Genomic DNA, 22,360 nt, shown 5'->3' with positions numbered 1-22,360 from the left:
ATAGCCAGAAAACTGCTTTCTCATACGTTGGGCATTTTTGCTAATTTTAAACAAGGTAAAAGACAACGCGACTGGCTTCAACAAGCTAACGTTATAAAGTGTTAAAGTCGAGCATCGCGTTATATTACCAATTATATAATTCCCAAAACCCCGGCTTCTGCTACCTCGCCCTTTACCAGTTTCTCCGTGGCGCCGTCATAATAAATTTCACCATCCACAATCAGCAGAGAACGCGGGGCGATTTTAGCGGCATCATCAAGATTATGGGACACCATCAGTAAAGTCAGTTTCCGATCTCTGCATACCTGATCCAGTAATTCCAGCATTTCATTACGTAAGGCGGGGTCGAGAGCAGAAAAAGGTTCATCCAGCAATAAAATAGGCTGCTGACGCACTAAACAGCGCGCCAGTGCCGCCCGCTGGCGTTGCCCACCAGAAAGCTGCGCAGGCAGGCGGTTCAGATATTCCGTCAGTGATACCTGCGATGCAATTTGTTGCAGTGTTTGCTGCTGTTGAACACTTAATTTAAGGCCGGGGTGTAAACCCAGACCGATATTCTGCTCAATAGTTAAATGGGAAAACAGATTATTTTCCTGAAACAGCATGGATACCGGGCGATTGGAAGGGGATGTATTGGTATGGTTTTCGCCATTCAGCCGGATATCACCGTGTTCTGCGAACTGAAAGCCTGCGATTAAACTTAATAATGTACTTTTACCCGCACCACTCGGGCCGAGGATAGCAATGCGCTCGCCCGCCTCAATACTGACGTTGAAATGCATGGCGATTTGTTCATAGGTATAAGTCACATTTTCAAGTTTAATCATGGCGTCGGCCCGGTAATTGTTCAAGCACGCTGAACAAAATAAAACAGAGGAACAAAAGCAGGAAAGCAGTTACTGCGCCATCCTGACTGCGGTATGCCCCGATTTGCTGATAGAGATAGAAAGGCAGGGTACGGAAATTTTCGTCACCAAATAACGCCACAATGCCAAAATCCCCGATTGATAGCACACTGGCAAAAGCCAGTGCCTGTGCCAGCGGGATTTTCAGGGCCTTAAGCTCTATCCAGCGCAGACGATTGAATCCCTTAATATTCAGGGAGTGGCATAACGGGTTGTAGCGCACTGCCAGATCGCGCATTGGGTTATCCAGTACTTTTAACGCATAGGGAATTGCTATTAAGGCATTGGTCAGGATAACCAGCCCGTAAGGAGAATCAGGTAACCCGGTGGTATTATTCAGTAAAATGAAAAAGCCAGTCGCAAGCACAATACCCGGCATCGCCAGAATCAGTAAGCCACTGCTTTCCAGCGCCTGTCCCCAGCGCGATAAATGACGTAGATATAATTCGCGGCTGCTCCATAACAGCATCATCGTCAGGAAGATACACAATAACCCCGCTCCCAGTGCGATAACAATGGAGGTTGTGAACGCCTGCCATAATTCGGGTTTACTGAGAACATCTAACACTGCGCTGTTCAGCCCATCCATGATGACCGCCAGTAATGGCGGGAGCAGAAGCAGTAATGCGATAGTGATAAGCAATCCGTCACATAACTTTCTCAGCCAGGAATCCTGTGGGTTACGCCATTGTTGCTGATGCCCATAATCTACCGAAAGTATGCCTTTAAGCTTTTGGCTCAGTAACACCAGACCAAGACAGCAAAAGAGCTGGATAAGTGCGAGCAGGGCGGCCTGACCCAGATCGTAGTCATACTTGATGGCCTGATAAATAGAGAGCTCAATCGTAGTTGCAGAAGGGCCGCCGCCTAATGTCAGTACGGTGGCAAAGCTGGCAAAGCACAGCATGAAAATCAGTGCGCCTGTTGGCAAAATCTGGCGGCGCAGGTAAGGCCATTCGACAAAGCGAAAATGTTGCCACTCACTCATACCAAGCTGAGCTGCAAGCTGCCGTTGTTCTATTGCAATATTTTCCAGTGACTGGAGTAATAAGCGTGTAGCCATCGGCATATTGAAGAAAATATGTGCCAGTAAAATACCCTGAAGGCCGTAAGGAGTGAAATGGTATTCAATTCCTATCCACTGGCAAAAACTGGCCAGCCAGCCAACACGTCCGTAAACAGTCAGTATGCCAAACAGAGCGACTAAAACCGGCAGAACCAGCGTCATGGCACACAGGCGTAGGAAAAGCGTTCTGCCCGGAAAGCGGCGGCGATAGAGCGCTCTGGCCAGAAATATAGCGGGTATCACCGAGAATAAGGCGGATAAAAATGCCTGCCAGAAAGTAAAACGAATCACATGCCATAAATAGCTGTCATTCAGAAATACCTGCCAGTGACTTTCAGGTGCATAAAACATTTCCGGCGCATAAAACAACAGAACGCCAAAAGCGGAAAGCGCAATGAGGAGCAACAGGCCGGAGGCAATCACCCCCGGCAATAACCAACCCGCGATTAACGGCTTACAGCACTTTGCCATGTACGGATCCATTGTGTACGGTGTTTTGCTACTTCATCTGCGTTGAATTGCAGGGATTTCTCTGGCACAGGCAGTTGTTTGAACACTTCTGGCAGAGGAATATCAGTAACAGGATACATCCATTGCGTGGTCGGAAGAACTTGCTGGAATGCTGGAGAGAGCATGAATTGCATGAATTTCTGAGCCAGTTCAGGCTGCTTGCTTGAAGCCAGCTGTGCAGCAACTTCAACCTGTAAATAGTGCCCCTCATCGAATATGGCTGCGGCGTAATTATCCTTTTTCTCGGACATGATGTGATAGCCCGGTGAGGTGGTATAGCTGAGCACCATATCGCCTTCTCCTTTCAGGAATAACCCGTAAGCCTCACTCCAGCCTTTAGTTACCGTCAGCGTTTTTTTGGCAATGTTCTGCCACTCTTGTGCGGCTTTATCACCATAAAGTTCCTGTATCCAGAGTAAAAAACCTAAGCCGGGGGTACTGGTGCGCGGGTCCTGATAAATAATCTTCCAGTTCTGATGGCTGTTAATAAGTTCAGCCATGCTTTTTGGGGGATTAGGCAGGGTGTTTTTATTGTAAATAAAAGCAAAATAACCGTAATCATAGGGAATAAAAGTACTGTTATTCCAGGTGAAAGGCAGTTTTAATTTTGTGGTATCAATGCTGACAGGGGTGAATAGCCCTGTCTGTTGGGCAGACTGAATCAGGTTATTATCTAAACCCAGAACGATATCAGCCTGAGTTTTTTTACCTTCCATTCTTATACGGTTCAGTAAAGAAACACCATCCTCCAGCGCAACGAGTTTTAATTCACAGTCACACTCGGATTCAAAAATTTTTTTAATAGCCGGGCCTGCTCCCCACTCGGAGGCAAACGAATCATAAGTATAAACAGTCAGTGTAGGCTTAGCCTGTGCTGCCTGAGCAAAGGCACATGCTGAAACCGATAATGCACTGATTGCGATAAACCGGGAAAATAAACGCTTAAACACTTTGCTCTCCTGTCGTTATTAATAGTAATTGTTAATAATCGTTATTAGCACTCATAATTAAATAAGTGACCAGCAGATTGGTAAAGGATTTGAGAAAGTGTCTGATAAAATGACTGCTATATATCAATGAATAGTGGCTCAAATCCCTACGCCGGTACCAACCGGATCAGGTTCTACGGGTTTGCTCTCAGCGATGTTGTCCGACAACAATCGCACCCCGTTGAGATGAGCGTATTGTAGAGGCTAAAGCAGTGACTGCAAAGCCTCATTAATATATCTGACTTCTTTCTGACTATTTTTTCTGATTTATTGGCTGTGCTCACATTCCTGCTATCGTTTTATCAATAGGCGGGGATCCGCGTTCCAAAGGGGTGTTTTCTTACCGCCGGGATGCAATTCTAAATCCATTGGGTATAGAGGTTTACCGCTTGAGGGGAGTGTGAAACAATTAGCTATCTTTTCAAATTCGTTTTATCGAGAGGTAGTCTGGTGATCGATGATGATGGCTACCGCCCGAATGTAGGAATTGTAATTTGTAATCGTCAGGGGCAGGTTCTGTGGGCCCGCCGTTATGGACAGCATTCATGGCAGTTCCCCCAGGGAGGTATCAATCCGGGAGAATCGCCAGAGCAAGCGATGTATCGTGAGTTGTTCGAAGAAGTTGGTTTAAGTCGCAAAGATGTACGGGTTTTAGCCTCCACCCGTAGCTGGTTGCGTTACAAATTACCCAAACGTTTGGTGCGTTGGGATACAAAGCCCGTTTGTATAGGGCAAAAGCAACGCTGGTTTTTATTGCAGCTGCTTTGCAGTGAAAAAGAGATTAATGTGCAGCGCAGTAGTACACCAGAATTTGATGGTTGGCGGTGGGTGAGTTATTGGTACCCTGTCAGGCAGGTTGTTTCCTTTAAACGGGATGTGTATCGCCGTGTGATGAAAGAGTTTTCCTCCATCGTGATGCCGGTACAGGAATCAGCGCCACAACCCTACTCAGCCTATTATCGTCGTAGAAGAAGTTAGGTAATTGTTATGCTCATGCGCTTACGGGAAATTGTTGAAAAGGTTGCGATGGCAACGAATTTATCGGAAGCGCTTGAGCTGTTAGTTAATGAAACCTGCTTAGCAATGAACACGGATGTTTGTTCTATTTATCTGGCCGATCATCAGCGCCAGCGTTATTACCTGATGGCAACCCGGGGGTTGAAGAAACCGGGAAAGCGCACGGTCAGCCTCTCCTTTGACGAAGGTGTTGTGGGTGAGGTCGGGCGCTTGTCAGAGTTAATCAACCTTGCTGATGTACGTGATCACCCCAGCTTCAAATATATTCCTCAGGTAAAAGAAGAAAATCTCCGGGCCTTTTTAGGTGTTCCGATCATCTACCGCCGCCAATTGCAGGGGATTCTGGTCGTTCAGCAAAATGAGCGGCGATCGTTTGATGAAAGTGAAGAGTCCTTTATGGTGACTCTTGCCATGCAATTGGCCGCGATCCTTGCTCAGGCCCAGGTTCGTGGATTAACAAGTCAGTATTGTCAGACCCACATCAAAGCACTGGCGGTCTCTCAGGGGATTGCTATGGCTCAGGGCTGGCAGGATTGCTCCCAGCCATCACTTGAACAGGTATCTGAAGCGTTAACACTCGACTATCAGGCAGAACGTTCCCGCCTGACCCGTGCGCTTGAGCAGGCAACAGCAGAATGTCGCCGGATAAGTAAACGCTTTACCGCCAGCTCGCAGAAAGAAAGTGCCGCTATTTTTGATCTCTATTCCCACTTACTGAATGACCCGAAACTTAAACAGGATCTGTTTCACTCGGTTGATAATGGTTTTATTGCAGAGTGGGCGGTAAAAAGTGTTGTGGAGAAATATGCGGAACAATTTGCCAATCTTCAGGATGCCTATATGCGGGAAAGGGCTTCTGATTTACGAGCGCTCGGGCAGCGGTTGCTCTTTCATCTGGACGATGATTTTACTGGCAATAGCCAGTGGCCAGAGCGTTTTATTCTGGTGGCAGATGAACTCAGCGCTAACTTACTGGCTGAAATTCCGCAGGATAAGCTGGTGGGTGTTATTGTGCGTGATGGGGCAACTCATTCACATTCTGCAATCTTAGTCAGGGCGATGGGAATACCGGCGATCATGGGCGCTGATATTCATCCCGAATTGCTGCATAACCGAATGTTGATTCTGGATGGTTATCGGGGAGAATTTTTCATTGATCCAGAGCCGCTGGTTGTTCAGGAATATCGCCAGATCATCGAAGAAGAGCAGGTTCTCAGTAAACTGGCTGAAGGCGGGCAGCAACAAAAAGCCCGGCTTAAAAGTGGAGAGAGAGTACGGGTTCAGCTTAATGCAGGGCTGAGCCTGAAATATGAGCAACAAATAGGCGATAGTATTGATGGCGTCGGGTTGTATCGTACTGAGATCCCTTTTATGCTGCATAGCGGTTTCCCATCAGAAGATGAACAGAGAAATCGCTATCAGGAAATGCTGACACTTTTCCCTGACAAATCAGTTGTGTTGAGAACACTGGATATTGGCGCTGACAAACATCTTCCGTATATGCCTATTCATGAAGAAAACCCTTGTCTTGGCTGGCGAGGGATTCGCATAACACTGGATCAGCCGGAAATATTTTTGATCCAGCTTAGGGCGATGTTGAAAGCGAATATATCGACCGGAAATCTGAAAATATTGTTACCGATGGTAAGCTGTATTGAAGAGATTGATGAAGCCAAAAAACTGATCAACAGGGCAAAGACAGAAGCTGAACAATCTGCTGGCACAACCATTGCGATGCCACAAATTGGCGTCATGGTAGAAGTGCCCTCTCTGATCCTGCTGTTACCACAATTGAAGAAACGGGTTGATTTTATCTCTATTGGTACCAACGACTTAACCCAGTATTTACTTGCGGTGGATCGTAATAATACCCATGTTGCTTCTTTGTATGACAATCTTCATCCGGCAATGATTAAGGCCTTAAAACAGATTGTTGATGAAAGTCAGCGCATTGGTTTACCCGTTAGTGTTTGTGGGGAAATGGCGGGTTTGCCGATGGGGGTGCTGATATTAGTTGGTTTGGGTTATCGTTGCCTGAGCATGAGCGGCCGGAGTATTCCACGAATTAAATACCTATTACATCATTTAGATTCCGCAGAACTGAGTTATTTTATTCAGGAAATCCTGAGAGCAGAAACCACCCAACAGGTGAAAGAAATCTGTTCTGCTTTTATGGAAACCCACGGCCTTGGTGGGCTGGTGCGTGGTGGCATTTAGCCGCCCATGCTATTATTTACCATTGTTATTTAAGGTGATCGGTTATTTACGGTGATCTGTTATTTACAATGATCTGCCTTAGGGCATTCACACAACATTATTTTTAGTGGGGAACGATGAGCACTAGCTATCTGGCATTTCCTAATATTGATCCGGTCATATTCTCAATCGGGCCGGTATCACTTCACTGGTACGGTTTTATGTATTTGGTTGGCTTTGTTTTTGCCATGTGGCTGGCAAATCGTCGGGCAGCAAAACCAAATAGTGGCTGGGAGAAGAACGAGGTAGAAAACCTGCTGTATGCGGGGTTTGTCGGGGTATTCCTCGGCGGGCGTCTCGGGTATGTTCTGTTCTATAACCTCCCGGTGTTTATGGAAAACCCTCTGTATCTGTTTAAGGTCTGGGATGGCGGGATGTCTTTCCACGGCGGGCTTATCGGTGTTATTTGTGCCATGTGGTGGTTCTCCCGCAGGACTAAGCGCCACTTCCTGCAAACTGCCGATTTTGTTGCTCCACTGGTTCCTTTTGGCTTAGGGATGGGGCGCATTGGTAACTTTATCAATGGCGAACTGTGGGGGCGTGTTACGCTTGATACACCGTGGGCAATGTTGTTCCCCGGCTCCCAAAGTGAAGACATCGCACTGGCAACTAAAGACCCTTCTTTATGGCCTATTCTGGAAAAATATGGTGTTCTGCCCCGTCATCCTTCACAACTGTATGAGATGGTACTGGAAGGCATTGTCCTGTTTATCATCCTTAATTTATTTATCCGTAAATCACGCCCGATGGGAAGCGTCTCAGGATTATTCCTGATAGGTTACGGTGCATTCCGCATCATCGTTGAGTTTTTCCGCCAGCCTGATGCGCAGCTCGGATTATTTGATGGGATCAGCATGGGTCAGATCCTTTCGATACCAATGATTTTAGTCGGGATATTGATGATGATATGGGCCTATAAACGTCCCAGCAACAATAACACCGGCAACAATACGCGAAAAAATATGCAGAAAGACAAGGTACAAGAGGCAAAATGAAACAGTATCTGGATTTAATGAAAAAAGTGCTGGAAGAAGGCACAGCAAAAGATGACCGCACAGGCACAGGAACACTTTCGATCTTTGGTCATCAGATGCGTTTCAATTTGCAGGAGGGCTTTCCGCTGGTGACAACCAAGCGCTGCCATCTTCGTTCCATCATTCATGAACTGTTATGGTTTCTGAATGGTGATACTAATATCAAATACCTGCATGAAAATGGCGTCAGTATCTGGGACGAATGGGCTGATGAAAATGGTGATTTAGGGCCGGTTTATGGTAAGCAATGGCGCTCATGGGGCGCACCGGATGGCCGTCAGATTGATCAGCTGACCAACGTTATTGAACAGCTGAAAAGTGACCCGGACTCGCGTCGGATCATCGTTTCCGCCTGGAATGTCGGAGAACTGGATAAAATGGCACTGGCACCATGTCATGCTTTTTTCCAGTTCTATGTGGCAGATGGCAAACTGTCCTGCCAGCTTTACCAGCGCTCCTGTGATGTTTTCCTGGGGCTACCATTCAACATCGCCAGCTACGCATTGTTGGTGCATATGATGGCTCAGCAGTGTGATCTGGAAGTGGGTGATTTTGTTTGGACGGGTGGTGATACTCACCTTTATAACAACCACATGGAACAGACGAAGCTCCAACTGAGCCGCGAACCGCGCGCATTGCCGAAACTGGTTATCAAACGTAAGCCAGCATCGTTGTTTGATTATCGATTCGAAGACTTTGAAATCGAAGGCTATGACCCGCATCCGGGTATTAAAGCACCGGTTGCAATCTAATTCTGACTTAATTCAGTCAGTAAAAATAATTACTTATTTTTTCCATCCCCGTTTTGGGGATGGAAATATTCTTTTATATTTAGATATCATCGGATAAGTAAATCGGTAAAGAAAAAACCAATTTAATAAATTATCATTTCTGGAAAACCTGAATACCCTCACAGAAGAAATAAATTAACGAGAAAGTGACAAAGATATACCTCATGGATTTCAAGATGCATCACAGCCAATAAAGAGTGAGAGTTTTTGAAATGAAAAGTAAATCTATTGAAAAAAAAGTGGAAAGTTTTTCGGAGGATATATTTCACGCCTGTTCAATGAAAGTACCGTCAAGTAGTGAAAAAATACGATTGCAACATGGAGAGCATGGCGGAAGTTGTGTTTTTTTCAATCCGACTGGTACCGATACCCGTTTTGGTTTAACTGACGGGATAAATGGCACAATGTATCTGGCGAGTGATCCCCTGACGGCAATGAAAGAAGTATTTCAGGGGAAGCTGGGGATTCGGGAATCTGATCTGGAAAATTTCTATATCGGTATTGTTGTCATCGAAAAGGATTTGAAGCTTCTTGATACAACAAAATTAATAAAGAAAACCTCGTTGACACTTAACGATATGACCACATCATCCCGGAAAACAACCCAATTATTGGCTAAAAAAGTCCATGTAGCCGGGCTGAATGGTATCAAATTTTCTTCTAACGTGACGACTGAAGAATGTTTTGCTCTATGGCATGATGTTCCTGATGGAACTGGGATTGCAGTCACTAAAGCGCATTCTATACAGCGCCTTAGTGAATTTGAATATCAGGGGAAATCCGTGGCAGATATTCTGGTAGAGCAATTAGGAATCCCGGTAGAAGAAGGCTGATATTGGAATTTATAGAATATACAGACAGGCAGGGGAAAATTATCCCCTTTTCCTGATTATGCAGCATCCTGAGAGCCATATAAGTGAACAAGATGATGCAATTCCTGCATAACGGCATCAGATGCCCCCTCTTGTAATAACTGGGCAACGCTAAATTCTTTTCCTTCTGGAAACATGCCATTCAATGCAGTATTACGCTTCTCCATAAAGAACGAATATTGCAGACGATCACTAAACCCTCTCTCTTTCAGTAAAGGCAGTAATTGACCGATTCCTTTTAATACACCTTTATTAGAAATCTTGCTGTTATCAGTAAACTGAAATACTGGAAAATAAAATTCCCCATCAATATTTAGTGCTAATAGTTTTCCTGCATCTTTCCAATTTTTAACAGTCACTTTCGATACACCTAATTGTTTGGCAGTTTCTGCGGATGAAAGCACCCCGCCATCTTTTTTCAGGGTTTCCATGAAAATGAGCTTGCTTTTTAAGCGGCGTAATAGCGTTTTCTTTTCAGGAGTAATTTCTTCTATTGCCATCGCCTTAGTTGTGCTGGCCAGAACTTCAAACATGAACTCAACATCACTCTTTCCCAATACACGCTTATCGATATGGGCCTGACCTGAGGTAAATGCTTTTCTTATGATGTCAGAAACAGTTGCAATGCGGTCTATCACTACATCAGTGTCGTTGTAATCACGGGCCTGGGCATAAGTGCTCATTTGATACTCCTTATGTAAGTTGCATCTTGAAATATGCAGAGGATAGCTGTTTTATTAACGATTTTATATTTAGCATAGTATATTAAATCATTAATATGAGCAAATTTTAATCAGTTGTGTCATTGTTGCAACTGTGCGGAAATGGTTTTACTCACATCCCAGATGTACGATGATTCCAGAGTCTCTTGATAATATTATCGAGTAGGCTCGCAAATAAAATGTAACCTCGCAATTTACTGATTTCTTTCCTCAAATCCTCTCGCATAAATAGAAACTGACGCTTTTACTCTCTTTCGGATTGAATATATTTTGCCTGTCGGAATGAATTGCGGCATAGGCTGAATACTGATGGGTAATAAACAAAATGGATTCACGCTATTAGAACTGTTGGTAGCAATGGTTTTAGTTTCTATGAGTCTGCTCTGGGGGCTGTATAGCTGGGGAAATTATCAGAACAGCTTGCACTTACAATCGGCAGCGCAGAATGTGCTGTCGTTTATGGAAAGGCAGCAGGCTCTGGCTAATTATCAGAATCAGGAACGGACATTATGGCTGGTGGCCGGGCCGCCCTGGTGTTTAGTTTCATCAGTCACTAAAAACAGTGATTGCCATGAAGGTGAGGGAGAACGGGTTAGTTCTCCCCATGATGATGTGTTTCTGGCATCAGCTACCAACCACCGAATTGATTTTTATGGTATCCGGAATACTGCAATGCCAGCCAGCTTTGTGCTGGCAAATGCAGCCGGAGAAATAAGTGTTGTGATCTCAGGACGGGGCAGGATCAGAACATGCAGTAATAATCTAAATCAGCTGCCTGATTGTGAGGGAATAAAAAACCTATGAACTGGGCTATTGGTTATTACAGGCAAAAACAGTCAGGTTTTTCCCTGTTGGAAGTGTTAGTTGCCATGTTGGTTGGTAGTGTCATTTTTATTGCGATGGCAAAAACCTATCCGGTTTTATCGAGTCAGATACTCGATCTTTATCGTCAGTATCGTCTTCATTATCTGATCAACCGCGTGGCTCATATGATGGAAAAAGATCTCCGGCGAGCGGGTTATTGCCTGAACAGAAAACAATGTAAAGGGGAACCGCTGGTGATCCAAAATAAACAGGCTGAATCCACAAGCTCCTGCTTTATTACCGCTTTTGATCTTAATTTAAATAATCGCTGGGAAGAACCTGAACATGCAGCCTCTGAATTCTTCGGTTATCGGTTAAATAATCGCATTCTCGAATGGAAAAGAGGGGCAATAAACTGTCAGGACAATGGCTGGGAACGGTTTTTTGATCCCAAAGAGGTGAATATTGATAAGTTTCACCTTGAACAATCGCGGTCACTGCATGGAGTAATATTTATCACGTTATCCATCAAGGCCAGTTGGGTGAAATCTCCTTCTATTATTCATCATTACCGCACCACAATCCGGTTGCGTAATATCAGGAAATAATTCGGTGAATCAACACAGGTATTCAAGATGCGAACAGCAAAGCGGAAATGCCTTATTGATCTCTATTCTTATGATGCTGACATTAAGTTTGATGACGCTGAAAGCACTTCATTATCAACAGGAAAACGCCATGTTAATGATGTTTGATGAACAACGGTATCTGAATGCTTTTCAGCATGCAGAATCATCTCTGGCGTGGGGAAAAGTCCAATTATGGCCGCTTGAGTCGCAGAAACTGGAAAACTGGTACTGTTTACAAAAGCCCGGTTCTTATCTGAAAAGCTGCCTCCGGCACTTTGAGGACAATCTTTTTCTGTTAAAGGGAACAGCGCAGTTTTCCGCAGGAGAACAGCTTGAGTTTTATCAATGGATGAAACGGATGAAACATTTAAATCGGGATACACTTATTCCTATTGAAAGTGGCTGGCTGGATTTTTGCCCTGTGACCCAGGCTGCTTTTTGTTTATGAACGTTATTTATGAAAATCGTTTATGAAAATAGCCCCGATAAACCAGAAAAATAACCGACAGAGTGGCATAAGTTTACCGGAGGTTATGGTGGCATCTGTGGTGTTCGCTATCTCCCTGTTAGGTTTGATGCGTTACCATCAGGCGCTGTCATCAAATTTTCAGCAGTACTGGCTGCAACTCAAGGCAGTAAAGCTGGCACATGAACAATTGGAACGATATGAATTATCAGAAGGCAAACCTCCACGGGATGAAACAGCGCCACAACAAGGGTGGGAAACTGAGTTTCAGCAGGAATTTGAATTATCGGGGTGCTACCGGATAACGGTGAAGGTGACAAAAGGCTATAATCCTTCAGGTAAATTAGAACGCTGGTTTTGTGCAGGTGGGAGTATTGATGTTTACAGTTTATCATTCAAATCAACTTGATCTTCTGAAGGAGTTGATGACGAGATTTATTGGGGAAAACCCTCTCGCCAACCCATTTGACAAAGAAGTGATTCTGGTTCAAAGCCCCGGTATGTCGCAGTGGCTACAAATTCAGTTGGCTGAAAGACTGGGGATTGCAGCAAATATCGAATTTCCACTGCCGGCAACGTTTATCTGGCAAATGTTCACCGTGGTATTACCGGACGTTCCGAAAGAAAGTGCATTTAGCAAAGATGCTATGAAATGGAAACTGATGACACTTTTACCTGGTCTGTTAACAGAACCTGAATTTATAGCACTTAGGCATTATCTTGATCAGGATAACGATAAACGCAAAATTCACCAATTGGCTGGCAGGGTAGCTGACCTGTTTGACCAGTATCTGGTTTATCGTCCGCAATGGCTGGAAAGCTGGGAAAAAGGGCAACTTGTTGAAGGGCTGAGCGCCAGTCAGGAGTGGCAAAAACGGCTATGGGTTGCACTGAACGAATATACCCTTCAATTACAGCAGCCTATGTGGCATCGTGCTAACTTATATAGCCGGTTTATTTCAACGCTGGAAGAGGGCAATTTTCCACGGGAAAAACTGCCTTCACGGGTTTTTATCTGTGGCATATCCTCCCTGCCACCCACTTATATGCAGGTAATTAAGGCGCTGGGGCAACAGATTGATATCCACCTGATGTTTACCAATCCATGCCAATATTATTGGGGGGATATTCAGAGTTATACATTTCTCGCCAGACTGAACAGCCGTAAACCTAAACATTATCGAACTCAGCAATATCTGGAGCGGTTCCGGGATCCAGATAATGCCCCTTCTCTTTTCAACGAAGAAGGCGAACAGGAACTGAGTAACCCGTTACTGGCATCATGGGGAAAACTGGGCCGAGACAATCTTTATCTGTTGTCACAGCTGGAGCCAGATGCTGATATTCATGGTTTTGTTGAACAGGAACCGGGCTGCCTTTTACATCAGATTCAGCGTGATATTCTGGACCTTGAAGATCATGCCCAGATTGGTTCAACAGATAATACATTCAACAATAGCCTGAAAAAACGTCCGATTGATCGAAAAGATCGCTCTGTGTCTTTTCACTCATGCCATAGCCCACAAAGGGAAGTCGAGGTTTTGCAGGATTATGTCCTGCGCCTGTTAGATGAAAATCCTTCTCTGACGCCACGGGATATTATTGTGATGATGGCGGATATCGACAGTTATACGCCTTATATTCAGGCTGTATTCGGTAATGCCCCGAGTGAACGTTATATTCCTTTTGCTATTTCTGACCGTAAAGCCCGTCAGGCACATCCGGTATTACAGGCTTTCATTACTCTGCTGGATTTACCTCAAAGCCGTTTTACCGCCGAGCAGGTATTGGCACTACTGGAAGTCCCGGCACTGGCCGGTAAATTTTCAATTCAGGAAGAAGGACTGCGTTTATTACGTCGTTGGGTAAAAGAATCGGGGATCTGTTGGGGGCTGGACGATGACAATATTGAAGCGTTGTCCCTGCCTGCGACAGGGCAGAATACCTGGCATTTTGGCCTGACACGTATGCTATTGGGTTATGCAATGGATAGCCATGCGGGGCCGTGGAATGATGTTTTACCTTATGATGAATCCAGCGGATTGGCAGCAGAACTTGCTGGGCAACTGGCTGAATTTCTGATGGAGCTAAACCGCTGGCGCAAGATCCTGAGTGAAGAACAGCCTCTGGCGGACTGGCTCGGTATTTGTCCACAATTGCTGGAAACCTTTTTTATTGCGGATAATGAAACAGAACTGGTATTGGCATTGATTACCCAGCAATGGCAGAAAGTGGTAGAAAATGGCCTGTATGCGCATTATGACCAGAAAATACCGCTGGTATTGTTGCGTGATGAACTGGCACTTCGTTTTGATGATGAAAAAATAAGCCAGCGTTTTCTGGCGGGGTCACTGAATTTCTGTACCCTGATGCCCATGCGTTCTGTTCCTTTTAAAGTTGTTTGCCTGCTGGGAATGAATGATGGGGTTTATCCGCGAACTATTCCGCCACTGGGTTTTGATCTCATGGCAGAAAAAAGCCAGAGAGGTGATCGGAAACGGCGTGATGATGACCGCTATCTGTTTCTGGAAGCCTTGATCTCAGCAGAAGAATGTCTTTATGTCAGCTATATCGGTAAATCAATCCGCGATGATAAAGAGTGCAATCCCTCCGTACTGGTGAATGAGCTGCTGGATTATATTTGCCAGAGTTGCCGCTTGCCGGAAGATGAGATGCTGAATGTTGATGACAGCGCAAAAAGGGTCAGAAACCATTTATTGCTCCAGCATACCCGTGTCCCTTTCGCGATAGAAAATTTTCAGCCTGAACATGAACAACAAAGTTATGCGGCGGAATGGCTGCCGGCGGCTAGTTTGCAGGGCGTTTCCCCGGTTTATTTTGGTCAGCCATTAGATTGTGACACCAGCGAAATAAAAGAGGTATCACTGGATGAGCTGGTGCGGTTCTATCGCCATCCGGTCAGGGCATTCTTCCAGCAAACACTGAAAGTCCATTTTATTATTGAAGAAACGGAACTGCCTGAAGAAGAACCCTTTGTATTGGATCACCTGCAACGTTATCAATTCAACCAACTATTGCTAAATATCCTGATTGAGCAGGAACAGCCTGAATCGCTGTTTTATCACCTGCGTGCATCTGGCGGGCTGCCACATGGCGCATTTGGGGAAGTTTACTGGCTTAATCAGTTGGAAGCGATGCAGTTACTGGCAGATAAGATCCGTGAAGAGAGAGTGGAGAGTTCTGTTATTGAGCTATGCTATGAGTTGGATACTGTCACTTTGACCGGAAAAGTGAATAAAGTTCAACCGGATGGAATTTTATGTTGGCGCCCGGCGAACTTAACTGCCAATGATGGTATCCAACTATGGATTGAACACCTAGCCTATTGCCTTTCTGGAGGAGACGGCGAAAGCCGCATATATGGAAGAGAAAACAGTGCATGGCGTTTTTCGCCATTATCGGTTAACGAGGCCAGAAATTATCTGAACCATCTGGTTGCGGGTTATTTTCAGGGAATGACTGAGCCTCTTCCCCTATTTTGCCGGAGTGGTTGGGCATGGCTTGAGGCTTGTTATGACAGGGAAAACCAGCAGATCGATTTTAGTGAAGAAACTCAGCAAAAAGCAGAAAGTAAATTAATGCTGCAATGGCTGGGAGCACAAGGAAAAAATGGTGAAATTAACGATGCATATACTCAAAGGGCATTCAGGCAGGTAGATCAATCATTTTGGGTTCGCATGAAACACGAGGTACAGAATTATTTGTTACCTATGGCGCACCATCTAAAAAAGACATAACAGGCAATAGGGAGAATATTAGGTAATGCCTAAACATGTTATTCGCATCATGACGATGCTTTTTTTATTTTTCTGGGAAGTCACCGTATATGCCAAACCGTCTTGGCTGACGTTACCGGAAACGATTCATAAAAGTGAACGTGACTCACGTGAATATCGCGCTATCCAACTGCAAAATGGTATGACAGTCCTGCTGGTTTCAGATGAAAAAGCGGTTAAGTCCCTGGCGGCTGTAGCACTTCCTGTCGGCCATATGGAGAACCCGGATAATCAGCTTGGGCTGGCCCATTATTTGGAACATATGGTGCTGATGGGGTCTAAACGCTACCCTCAGCCGGGCGGTTTTGCCGAGTTTTTGCAGAAAAACGGAGGAAGCCGTAATGCCAGTACTTCATCTAACAGAACCGCTTTTTATCTGGAAGTTGATAATAGTGCTTTAGCAGAGGCGACAGATCGTATGGCCGATGCGCTTGCCGAGCCTTTGCTGGATCCGGTTAATGCAGATCGTGAGCGTCATGCTGTTGATAATGAGATGACCATTGCCCGTGCAGGTGAAGGGCATCGAATCTGGCAGATCCGCTCAGAAACGCTTAATCCGGCCCACCCTAACGCCCGTTTTGCTGGTGGTAATCTGGAAACACTGAAAGATAAACCAGACAGTAAGTTACAGACGGCACTTGTGGATTTTTATCAGCGCTACTATTCAGCCAACCTAATGAAAGGGGTGCTGTATGGAAAACAGCCTATAGACAAACTGGCTCAAATTGCCGCAGAGACTTTTGGTCGTATTCCTAATCGGAATGCTTCAGTGCCTGCTATTACAGCCCCTGCGATAACGGAGAAGGAAGAAGGCATCATTATCCATTATGTGCCATCGAAACCGTACAAATCGTTGCAACTGGAATTCAGTATTCCTAATGAAATTGCTAATTTTCGCAGTAAAACAGAAGGTTATATTAGCTATCTGATTGAAAACCGCAGTGAAAATACTTTATCTGATTGGTTACTGAAACAAGGACTATCCGAAGGGATCAGCGCCAGTGCTAACCCAAATGTTGATGGTAATTCGGGTTCATTCAGTATTTATGTCGAATTGACTGACAAAGGCCTTCAACAGCGTGATCAGGTTATTGCGGCCATCTTTTCTTACATTAACCTGTTGAAGCAGAAAGGCATTCAACAGAGTTATTTTGATGAAATGGTTAAGGTATTCAATTTGTCATTCAAGTACGCATCAATCGTACGGGATATGAACTATATTGAGTCGTTAGCCGATACGATGCTGATAGTGCCGGTTTCCCATGTGCTGGATGCACCCTATCTTGCTGATAAATATAATCCTCAGGCCATTCTCAGACGATTGGATCAACTGACACCTGAAAATGCCCGCATCTGGTTTACCAGCCCGGAAGAGCCACACAACAAAGAAGCTTATTTTGTTCAGGCACCGTATCAGGTTAATAAAATCAGTCCAAAACAGCTTGAGGAATGGCAAAAACTTGAAAAAGGAATGTCATTTTCCTTACCGGAACTGAACCCTTATATTCCTGATAACTTAACTCTGATTAAAACATCGGGTAGCCAGAAACATCCCCGAATGATTCTGGAACAGCCTAATGTGCGTTTGCTTTATATGCCGAGCCAATATTTTGCTGATGAACCGAAAGCAAACATCGTGCTGGAGCTACGCAATGCTGATGGTATGAAAAGTGCTAAAGAACAGGTGACTTACTCACTGTTATCTTACCTGTCTGATCTTGCACTGCATCAGCTTGGCTATCAGGCATCAGTCGCCGGTATGGGGGCATCAGTCGGGTATGCGGATGGTCTGCAAATAGGAGTATATGGTTACACTCAGCATCTACCTGAATTATTAACTTCTACCATTAGCCAGTATATGGCATTTACGCCAACTCAGACTGAATTGCAACAAGCGAAGTCCTGGTATCGTAACCAACTGGAAATCGCGAATGAAGGCAAAGCTTATGAAATGGCAATGCAGCCTGTTTCCCGCTTATCCGGTGTGCCTTATATCGAACAGGCTGAACTCCTGAAATCACTGGATGGCGTCAGCATTGATGATGTTATTAAATACCGTCAGAAGATGATCCAAAGTGCTGCTTTACAAGCGATGATCTTTGGTAATTTAACTGAAAAGCAATGCATTGATATTATTAACTCTGCACATAAACAGCTCGGGAATCGGGGAACAGAGTGGTGGAGTGGTGAGCATATCGAATTGGATCGCAATTATGCGGTGAATTTCGAAGGTACTGCCAGCAGCACCGATAATGCGTTGGCTGAAATTTATATTCCAACGGGATATGATCGCAATACTGGGGCTGTCTATTCCAATCTGCTGGGTAGCATTTTATCTCCCTGGTTCTATGATCAATTAAGAACAACAGAACAGCTGGGTTATGCTGTTTTCGCTTTTAATTCAAGGGTCGGAGAGCAATGGGGGCTGGGGTTCCTGTTGCAGAGTAACAGCAAACAGCCGGATTATCTGCACCAGCGATACCTGAGCTTCTATCAGCAGGCTGAAAAGAAATTACAGGCGATGTCCGATGCTGAATTTGAGCAGTATAAAACGTCATTACTCACGGAAATGCGTCAGCCACCACAAACGTTTTCTGGAGAGGCATCCCGTTACAGTCATGACTTTGGTCGTAATAACTTCAGTTTTGATACCAGAGAAAAATTACTGACTTCTCTTGAAAAAGTGACTAAAGCACAATTGATGGAGTTTTACGATAAAGCAGTCATGAAACGTCAGGGACTGGCACTTATTTCACAGATTACCGGGAAGAAAGGCTCGCTTCATCAATATGCGCAGTTGAAAGGTTGGAAAACTTATCCGAATGTATCCACCTTCCAGAAAAAACTATCGGTTAAGGTGAATGCTCAGTGAGCACAGAAATACTCAGTAACATAACGTCTCATAAACTTAACCCATTAACATTGCCGCTGCATGGTCAGCGGCTAATTGAGGCTTCAGCGGGAACAGGAAAAACCTATACGATAGGTTTACTCTATCTGCGTCTGTTACTCGGACTGGGCGGCGATACCGCCTTTTCCCGCCCGCTTAATGTTGAAGAGATCCTGGTTGTAACCTTTACCGAAGCTGCAACAGATGAACTACGTGGTCGTATCCGTGAAAATATTCACCAGCTACGGCTGGCATGTATTCGACAGGATAACGACGTGAGTGATCCGGTTTATCAGCAATTGCTGGCCGAGATCCCTGACAGGCAAAGTGCTGCCGCTTGGTTACTGGCTGCTGAACGTCAGATGGACGAAGCGGCAATCTACACGATCCACGGTTTTTGCCAGCGAATGTTGGTGCATAATGCGTTTGAATCCGGTGTATTGTTCGAGCAGACACTGATTCAGGATGAACATCCTCTGCGTAAGCAGGGGTGTGCAGATTTCTGGCGTCGTCATTGTTACCCCTTATCACTTTCAATGGCGACGGTGATTAGTCAGGAATGGAGCGGGCCAGAGGCTCTGCTGATGGATGTTTTAGCCCATTTACAGGGGGATATGCCTTATCTCGTTAATGCGCCGGATGAGAATGAAACCTTAGTCAGCCGACATGAAAAGATAATTGCTCTGATCGACGGAGTAAAACAACAGTGGAATGAAGCAATACCGGATTTACAGGCGCTGATTGATAATTCAGGAGTGGATAAACGCAGTTACAGTAAGAAGCATTTGCCTAACTGGCTAAATAGCGTTTCTGAATGGGCTAAATCACCAACCAGAGATTATCAGCTTCCTAAGGAACTGGATAAATTCTGCCAGTCAAGGCTGGAAGAAAAGACCAAAAAGGGCGAAATTCCCCATCATCCTGTGTTTGCTGCTATTGATGATTTATATCAGCAACCGCTGACTCTGCGCGACATTATCCTCTCTAAAGCGATTGTTGAAATACGCCAGTCTGTTAATCAGGAAAAGCTGATGCGTGGGTATATGGGGTTTGATGACCTGCTGACGCGATTAGATATTGCCCTGAAACGGGAAGGAGGAGAGCAGCTGGCGGAGACGATCAGACAGCGCTATCCCGTTGCCATGATTGATGAGTTTCAGGATACCGATCCGCAACAATACCGGATCTTTCAGGCTATTTATCGTAATCAGCCGGAAAATGGCCTGCTGTTCATTGGTGACCCTAAACAAGCTATTTATGCGTTTCGTGGCGCGGATATTTTCACTTATATCCGGGCGCGTTCTCAGGTCAGTGCCCATTACACGCTGGAAACTAACTGGCGTTCTTCCGCATCGATGGTTCAGGCCGTCAATACACTGTTTTCTCATACTGAGAAGCCGTTTCTGTTTGACCAGATCCCGTTTATTCACGTCAATTCCGCAGAAAAAAATCATAACCTGAAATTCCTGCTTAATGGTCAGGAACAGACGGCCTTACAGTTTTGGCTTCAGTCTGTAGAAGGCGTTTCAAAGGGTGAATATGAAAAGGGAATGGCAAAACTGTGTGCCGCCCAGATCAGAGACTGGTTGCAGGCAGGGCAAAACGGCGATGCCTGCTTGCAACAAAATGAAAACAGCCGCTCGGTTACTGCGGCGGATATTACGGTACTGGTGCGCAATCGCCGTGAAGCAGCCCTGATCCGTGATGAATTGAATGAATTGCAAATCCAGTCGGTCTTTCTTTCCAATCGTGAAAGCGTGTTTGATACGCCGGAAGCGAAAGATTTGCTCTGGCTTTTACAGGCGGTGTTAGCACCGGAAAAAGAACGTGTACTGAGAAGTGCATTAGCCAGTAGTTTATTCGGTCTGAGTGCCCGCCAAATCGATGCGCTGAACCATGATGAAAATACATGGGATAAGCTGGTGGATGAGTTTGATGGTTACGCGCGGCTGTGGCGTTCACGTGGTGTCCTGCCGATGCTGCGGGCTGTCATGGGGAAATACCAGATTGCAGAAAACCTGCTGGCAGGCTACGAAGGTGAGCGTCGTCTGACTGATGTCATGCACATCGGTGAATTGTTGCAGGAAGAATCGTTACAACTGGATAGTGAACACGCAGTAGTTCGCTGGCTGGCACAACAGATTTCCCGCCCTGATCCACAGTCAGAAAGCCAGCAAATGCGGCTGGAAAGTGATAAGCATCTGGTACAGATCTGCACTATTCATAAATCAAAGGGGCTGGAATACCCGTTGGTCTGGCTGCCTTTTATTTGCAGTTTCAGGAAACAGGAGCAGGCCATTTATCATGACCGTCAGAATTTTGATACCCATTTCAGTATGTTTCAGGATAGTGAGAAGCTGGAATTAGCTGATGAAGAGCGTTTAGCTGAAGATTTACGTCTGCTTTATGTGGCCCTGACACGTTCTGTATATCACTGTAGTGTCGGTGTTGCGCCGCTGATTGTCGGCAATAGGAAAAAAAGCGGAGATACGGATTTGCACTTTTCTGCTCTTGGTTATTTGGTGCAGAAAGGGGAAAAAGGTGATGCAGAATTACTGCTACGTAGCCTAGATGAACTCCGGGATGACAATATTCAGGTGACACAACCAGAAAATTTCGGCGATGAACAGTGGGATCCACAACGGGAAAATACACTGTCTCTGGTTGCCAGAAAATTTCGGCGTTTCATCCGGGATGACTGGAGAGTGACCAGTTACTCCGGCTTACAAAACTCCTCTGCGCATTCATCTTCCCAGCTCCATACCAGCGCATTCGGTGAATCGGTGGAAGTGATTGTGCAATCCATTGCACCGAAACTGGATATTGATGTCAGCGGTGAAAAGCAGGCTGAACCATCATCGCTGATGACACCACATACTTTTCCCCGTGGAGCAACAGCGGGGACTTTTCTGCATTCTATTCTGGAAGATCTGGATTTCAGTTCCCAGTCGGGTCAGCTCTGGCTGGAAGAAAAACTGACAACAGCAGGTTTTGATGAAAGCTGGGCACCGGTTTTGCAACAATGGATGACGGATATTCAGACGGCAGAATTGAATGAGCAGGGTATGCGCCTTGCGGATATTCCGCGCCATCATCAACAAAACGAGATGCAGTTTTATCTGCCTGTTGATCAGTTGCTGCATTCCAATGCGCTGGATGCGGTGACCCATCGTTATGATCCATTGTCAGCACAGTGCACACCATTATCTTTTCATCAGGTGAAAGGCATGTTGAAAGGGTTTATTGATTTGGTGTTTTGCTGGCAGGGTAAGTTTTACGTGGTGGATTATAAATCAAACTGGCTGGGAGAAAGCAGCGGTTCATATACTCAGGAAGCGATGGCCACCGCTATGATAGAGCATCGGTATGATTTACAGTATCAGCTCTATACACTGGCCTTACATCGTTATCTGCGTCACCGGCTGGTGAACTATGATTATCGGCACCATTTTGGTGGAGTGATATACCTTTTTCTGCGTGGCATCGATAATGATAATCCGGGGCATGGTATTTATCGCTATCTGCCGCCGGTTGAGTTTGTTGATGAACTGGATGCGCTTTTCAGTGCGGCTGGTGAGGAAGAGAAGGTATGAGTGCGGTTCTATGAATGTA

16 protein-coding genes, 1 pseudogene and 1 riboswitch are annotated in these 22,360 nt (G+C 45.3%); of the genes and pseudogenes, 13 read left to right on the top strand and 4 right to left on the bottom strand.

The genetic code is table 11. From position 1 onward, the window contains the following. Nucleotides 1-105, top strand: a pseudogene (locus AACX68_RS20025) (IS982 family transposase); the annotation flags it as partial. A gap of 26 nt (nt 106-131) precedes the next feature. Here the strand turns inward: AACX68_RS20025 and thiQ are convergent. From thiQ to thiB, 3 genes are read right to left on the bottom strand one after another with little or no spacing between them, the layout of a single operon-like run. Beyond that, on the bottom strand, nt 132-827 hold the full coding sequence (thiQ, locus tag AACX68_RS00680; protein WP_228857777.1) for a thiamine ABC transporter ATP-binding protein ThiQ: 696 nt from the start codon (nt 825-827) through the stop codon (nt 132-134). Then, nucleotides 820-2,442, bottom strand: a complete 1,623-nt coding sequence (gene thiP, locus AACX68_RS00675; RefSeq protein ID WP_228857776.1) for a thiamine/thiamine pyrophosphate ABC transporter permease ThiP — start codon at nt 2,440-2,442, stop codon at nt 820-822. The genes thiQ and thiP overlap by 8 nt, the downstream gene beginning before the upstream one ends. Beyond that, nucleotides 2,418-3,431: a thiamine ABC transporter substrate binding subunit gene (gene thiB, locus AACX68_RS00670; RefSeq protein WP_228857775.1), complete on the bottom strand. Its 1,014-nt coding sequence runs from the start codon at nt 3,429-3,431 to the stop codon at nt 2,418-2,420. Before thiB ends, thiP begins: the two co-directional genes overlap by 25 nt. Before the next feature lie 125 nt (nt 3,432-3,556). Beyond that, nucleotides 3,557-3,661: riboswitch (TPP riboswitch) on the bottom strand. Nucleotides 3,662-3,920: 259 nt separating this feature from the next. Between thiB and rppH the strand changes: the two genes are divergently transcribed. The 5 genes from rppH to AACX68_RS00645 all read left to right on the top strand — a co-directional run bounded on the left by rppH (nt 3,921) and on the right by AACX68_RS00645 (nt 9,401). Then, complete coding sequence (gene rppH, locus AACX68_RS00665) at nt 3,921-4,448, top strand: RNA pyrophosphohydrolase (protein ID WP_099108954.1); 528 nt, start codon at nt 3,921-3,923, stop codon at nt 4,446-4,448. Between the two features lie 9 nt (nt 4,449-4,457). Then, nucleotides 4,458-6,704, top strand: a complete 2,247-nt coding sequence (ptsP, locus tag AACX68_RS00660) for a phosphoenolpyruvate--protein phosphotransferase (protein WP_228857774.1) — start codon at nt 4,458-4,460, stop codon at nt 6,702-6,704. A 116-nt stretch (nt 6,705-6,820) separates the two neighbouring features. Continuing rightward, the gene (lgt, locus tag AACX68_RS00655) at nt 6,821-7,738 is read left to right on the top strand and encodes a prolipoprotein diacylglyceryl transferase (protein WP_228857773.1); all 918 of its coding nucleotides are present in this window, start codon (nt 6,821-6,823) and stop codon (nt 7,736-7,738) included. Beyond that, entirely contained in the window at nt 7,735-8,529 is a 795-nt protein-coding gene (gene thyA, locus AACX68_RS00650; RefSeq protein ID WP_099120142.1) for a thymidylate synthase, read from the top strand. Before lgt ends, thyA begins: the two co-directional genes overlap by 4 nt. A 251-nt stretch (nt 8,530-8,780) precedes the next feature. Beyond that, on the top strand, nt 8,781-9,401 hold the full coding sequence (locus AACX68_RS00645) for an RES family NAD+ phosphorylase (protein WP_228857772.1): 621 nt from the start codon (nt 8,781-8,783) through the stop codon (nt 9,399-9,401). 56 nt (nt 9,402-9,457) lie between these two features. On the opposite strand, the gene AACX68_RS00640 is transcribed toward AACX68_RS00645, so the two are convergent. After that, nucleotides 9,458-10,123, bottom strand: a complete 666-nt coding sequence (locus AACX68_RS00640; protein ID WP_228857771.1) for a helix-turn-helix domain-containing protein — start codon at nt 10,121-10,123, stop codon at nt 9,458-9,460. A 348-nt stretch (nt 10,124-10,471) separates the two neighbouring features. Here AACX68_RS00640 and AACX68_RS00635 point away from each other — a divergent pair, with 348 nt between their 5' ends. From AACX68_RS00635 to recB, 7 genes are read left to right on the top strand one after another with little or no spacing between them, the layout of a single operon-like run. Further along, the gene (locus AACX68_RS00635) at nt 10,472-10,966 is read left to right on the top strand and encodes a prepilin peptidase-dependent protein (RefSeq protein WP_228857770.1); all 495 of its coding nucleotides are present in this window, start codon (nt 10,472-10,474) and stop codon (nt 10,964-10,966) included. After that, a complete protein-coding gene (locus AACX68_RS00630; protein WP_228857769.1) occupies nt 10,963-11,574 on the top strand; it encodes a prepilin peptidase-dependent protein in 612 nt (203 codons plus the stop codon). The genes AACX68_RS00635 and AACX68_RS00630 overlap by 4 nt, the downstream gene beginning before the upstream one ends. 4 nt (nt 11,575-11,578) lie before the next feature. Beyond that, the gene (locus AACX68_RS00625; protein ID WP_228857768.1) at nt 11,579-12,043 is read left to right on the top strand and encodes a YgdB family protein; all 465 of its coding nucleotides are present in this window, start codon (nt 11,579-11,581) and stop codon (nt 12,041-12,043) included. Between the two features lie 22 nt (nt 12,044-12,065). Further along, nucleotides 12,066-12,470 carry a prepilin-type N-terminal cleavage/methylation domain-containing protein gene (locus AACX68_RS00620; protein ID WP_228857767.1) on the top strand — a complete coding sequence of 135 codons (405 nt, stop codon included), beginning with the start codon at nt 12,066-12,068 and terminating at the stop codon, nt 12,468-12,470. Further along, complete coding sequence (gene recC / locus AACX68_RS00615) at nt 12,439-15,819, top strand: exodeoxyribonuclease V subunit gamma (protein ID WP_228857766.1); 3,381 nt, start codon at nt 12,439-12,441, stop codon at nt 15,817-15,819. Before AACX68_RS00620 ends, recC begins: the two co-directional genes overlap by 32 nt. A gap of 25 nt (nt 15,820-15,844) precedes the next feature. Then, nucleotides 15,845-18,730 (top strand): pitrilysin, encoded by a 2,886-nt coding sequence (ptrA, locus tag AACX68_RS00610; RefSeq protein ID WP_228857765.1) that lies wholly within the window; start codon nt 15,845-15,847, stop codon nt 18,728-18,730. Then, nucleotides 18,727-22,341, top strand: coding sequence for an exodeoxyribonuclease V subunit beta (gene recB / locus AACX68_RS00605; RefSeq protein ID WP_228857764.1), 3,615 nt, complete (start codon nt 18,727-18,729; stop codon nt 22,339-22,341). Before ptrA ends, recB begins: the two co-directional genes overlap by 4 nt. Nucleotides 22,342-22,360: the final 19 nt, after the last annotated feature.

Origin of the sequence: Xenorhabdus sp. PB61.4, from assembly GCF_963894935.1 — a bacterium.
GTDB lineage: Bacteria > Pseudomonadota > Gammaproteobacteria > Enterobacterales > Enterobacteriaceae > Xenorhabdus > Xenorhabdus stockiae.
This window is presented reverse-complemented; position numbering and strand designations above follow the sequence as displayed.

What these genes read in the sequence shown, in the direction of transcription:
- thiP (WP_228857776.1), bottom strand. Translation starts at nt 2,442, where the DNA reads ATGGCAAAGTGCTGTAAGCCGTTAATCGCGGGTTGGTTATTGCCGGGG.
- lgt (WP_228857773.1), top strand. Translation starts at nt 6,821, where the DNA reads ATGAGCACTAGCTATCTGGCATTTCCTAATATTGATCCGGTCATATTC.
- AACX68_RS00640 (WP_228857771.1), bottom strand. Translation starts at nt 10,123, where the DNA reads ATGAGCACTTATGCCCAGGCCCGTGATTACAACGACACTGATGTAGTG.
- AACX68_RS00635 (WP_228857770.1), top strand. Translation starts at nt 10,472, where the DNA reads ATGGGTAATAAACAAAATGGATTCACGCTATTAGAACTGTTGGTAGCA.
- thyA (WP_099120142.1), top strand. Translation starts at nt 7,735, where the DNA reads ATGAAACAGTATCTGGATTTAATGAAAAAAGTGCTGGAAGAAGGCACA.
- AACX68_RS00645 (WP_228857772.1), top strand. Translation starts at nt 8,781, where the DNA reads ATGAAAAGTAAATCTATTGAAAAAAAAGTGGAAAGTTTTTCGGAGGAT.
- thiQ (WP_228857777.1), bottom strand. Translation starts at nt 827, where the DNA reads ATGATTAAACTTGAAAATGTGACTTATACCTATGAACAAATCGCCATG.
- ptrA (WP_228857765.1), top strand. Translation starts at nt 15,845, where the DNA reads ATGCCTAAACATGTTATTCGCATCATGACGATGCTTTTTTTATTTTTC.
- ptsP (WP_228857774.1), top strand. Translation starts at nt 4,458, where the DNA reads ATGCTCATGCGCTTACGGGAAATTGTTGAAAAGGTTGCGATGGCAACG.
- AACX68_RS00630 (WP_228857769.1), top strand. Translation starts at nt 10,963, where the DNA reads ATGAACTGGGCTATTGGTTATTACAGGCAAAAACAGTCAGGTTTTTCC.
- AACX68_RS00620 (WP_228857767.1), top strand. Translation starts at nt 12,066, where the DNA reads ATGAAAATAGCCCCGATAAACCAGAAAAATAACCGACAGAGTGGCATA.
- recC (WP_228857766.1), top strand. Translation starts at nt 12,439, where the DNA reads ATGTTTACAGTTTATCATTCAAATCAACTTGATCTTCTGAAGGAGTTG.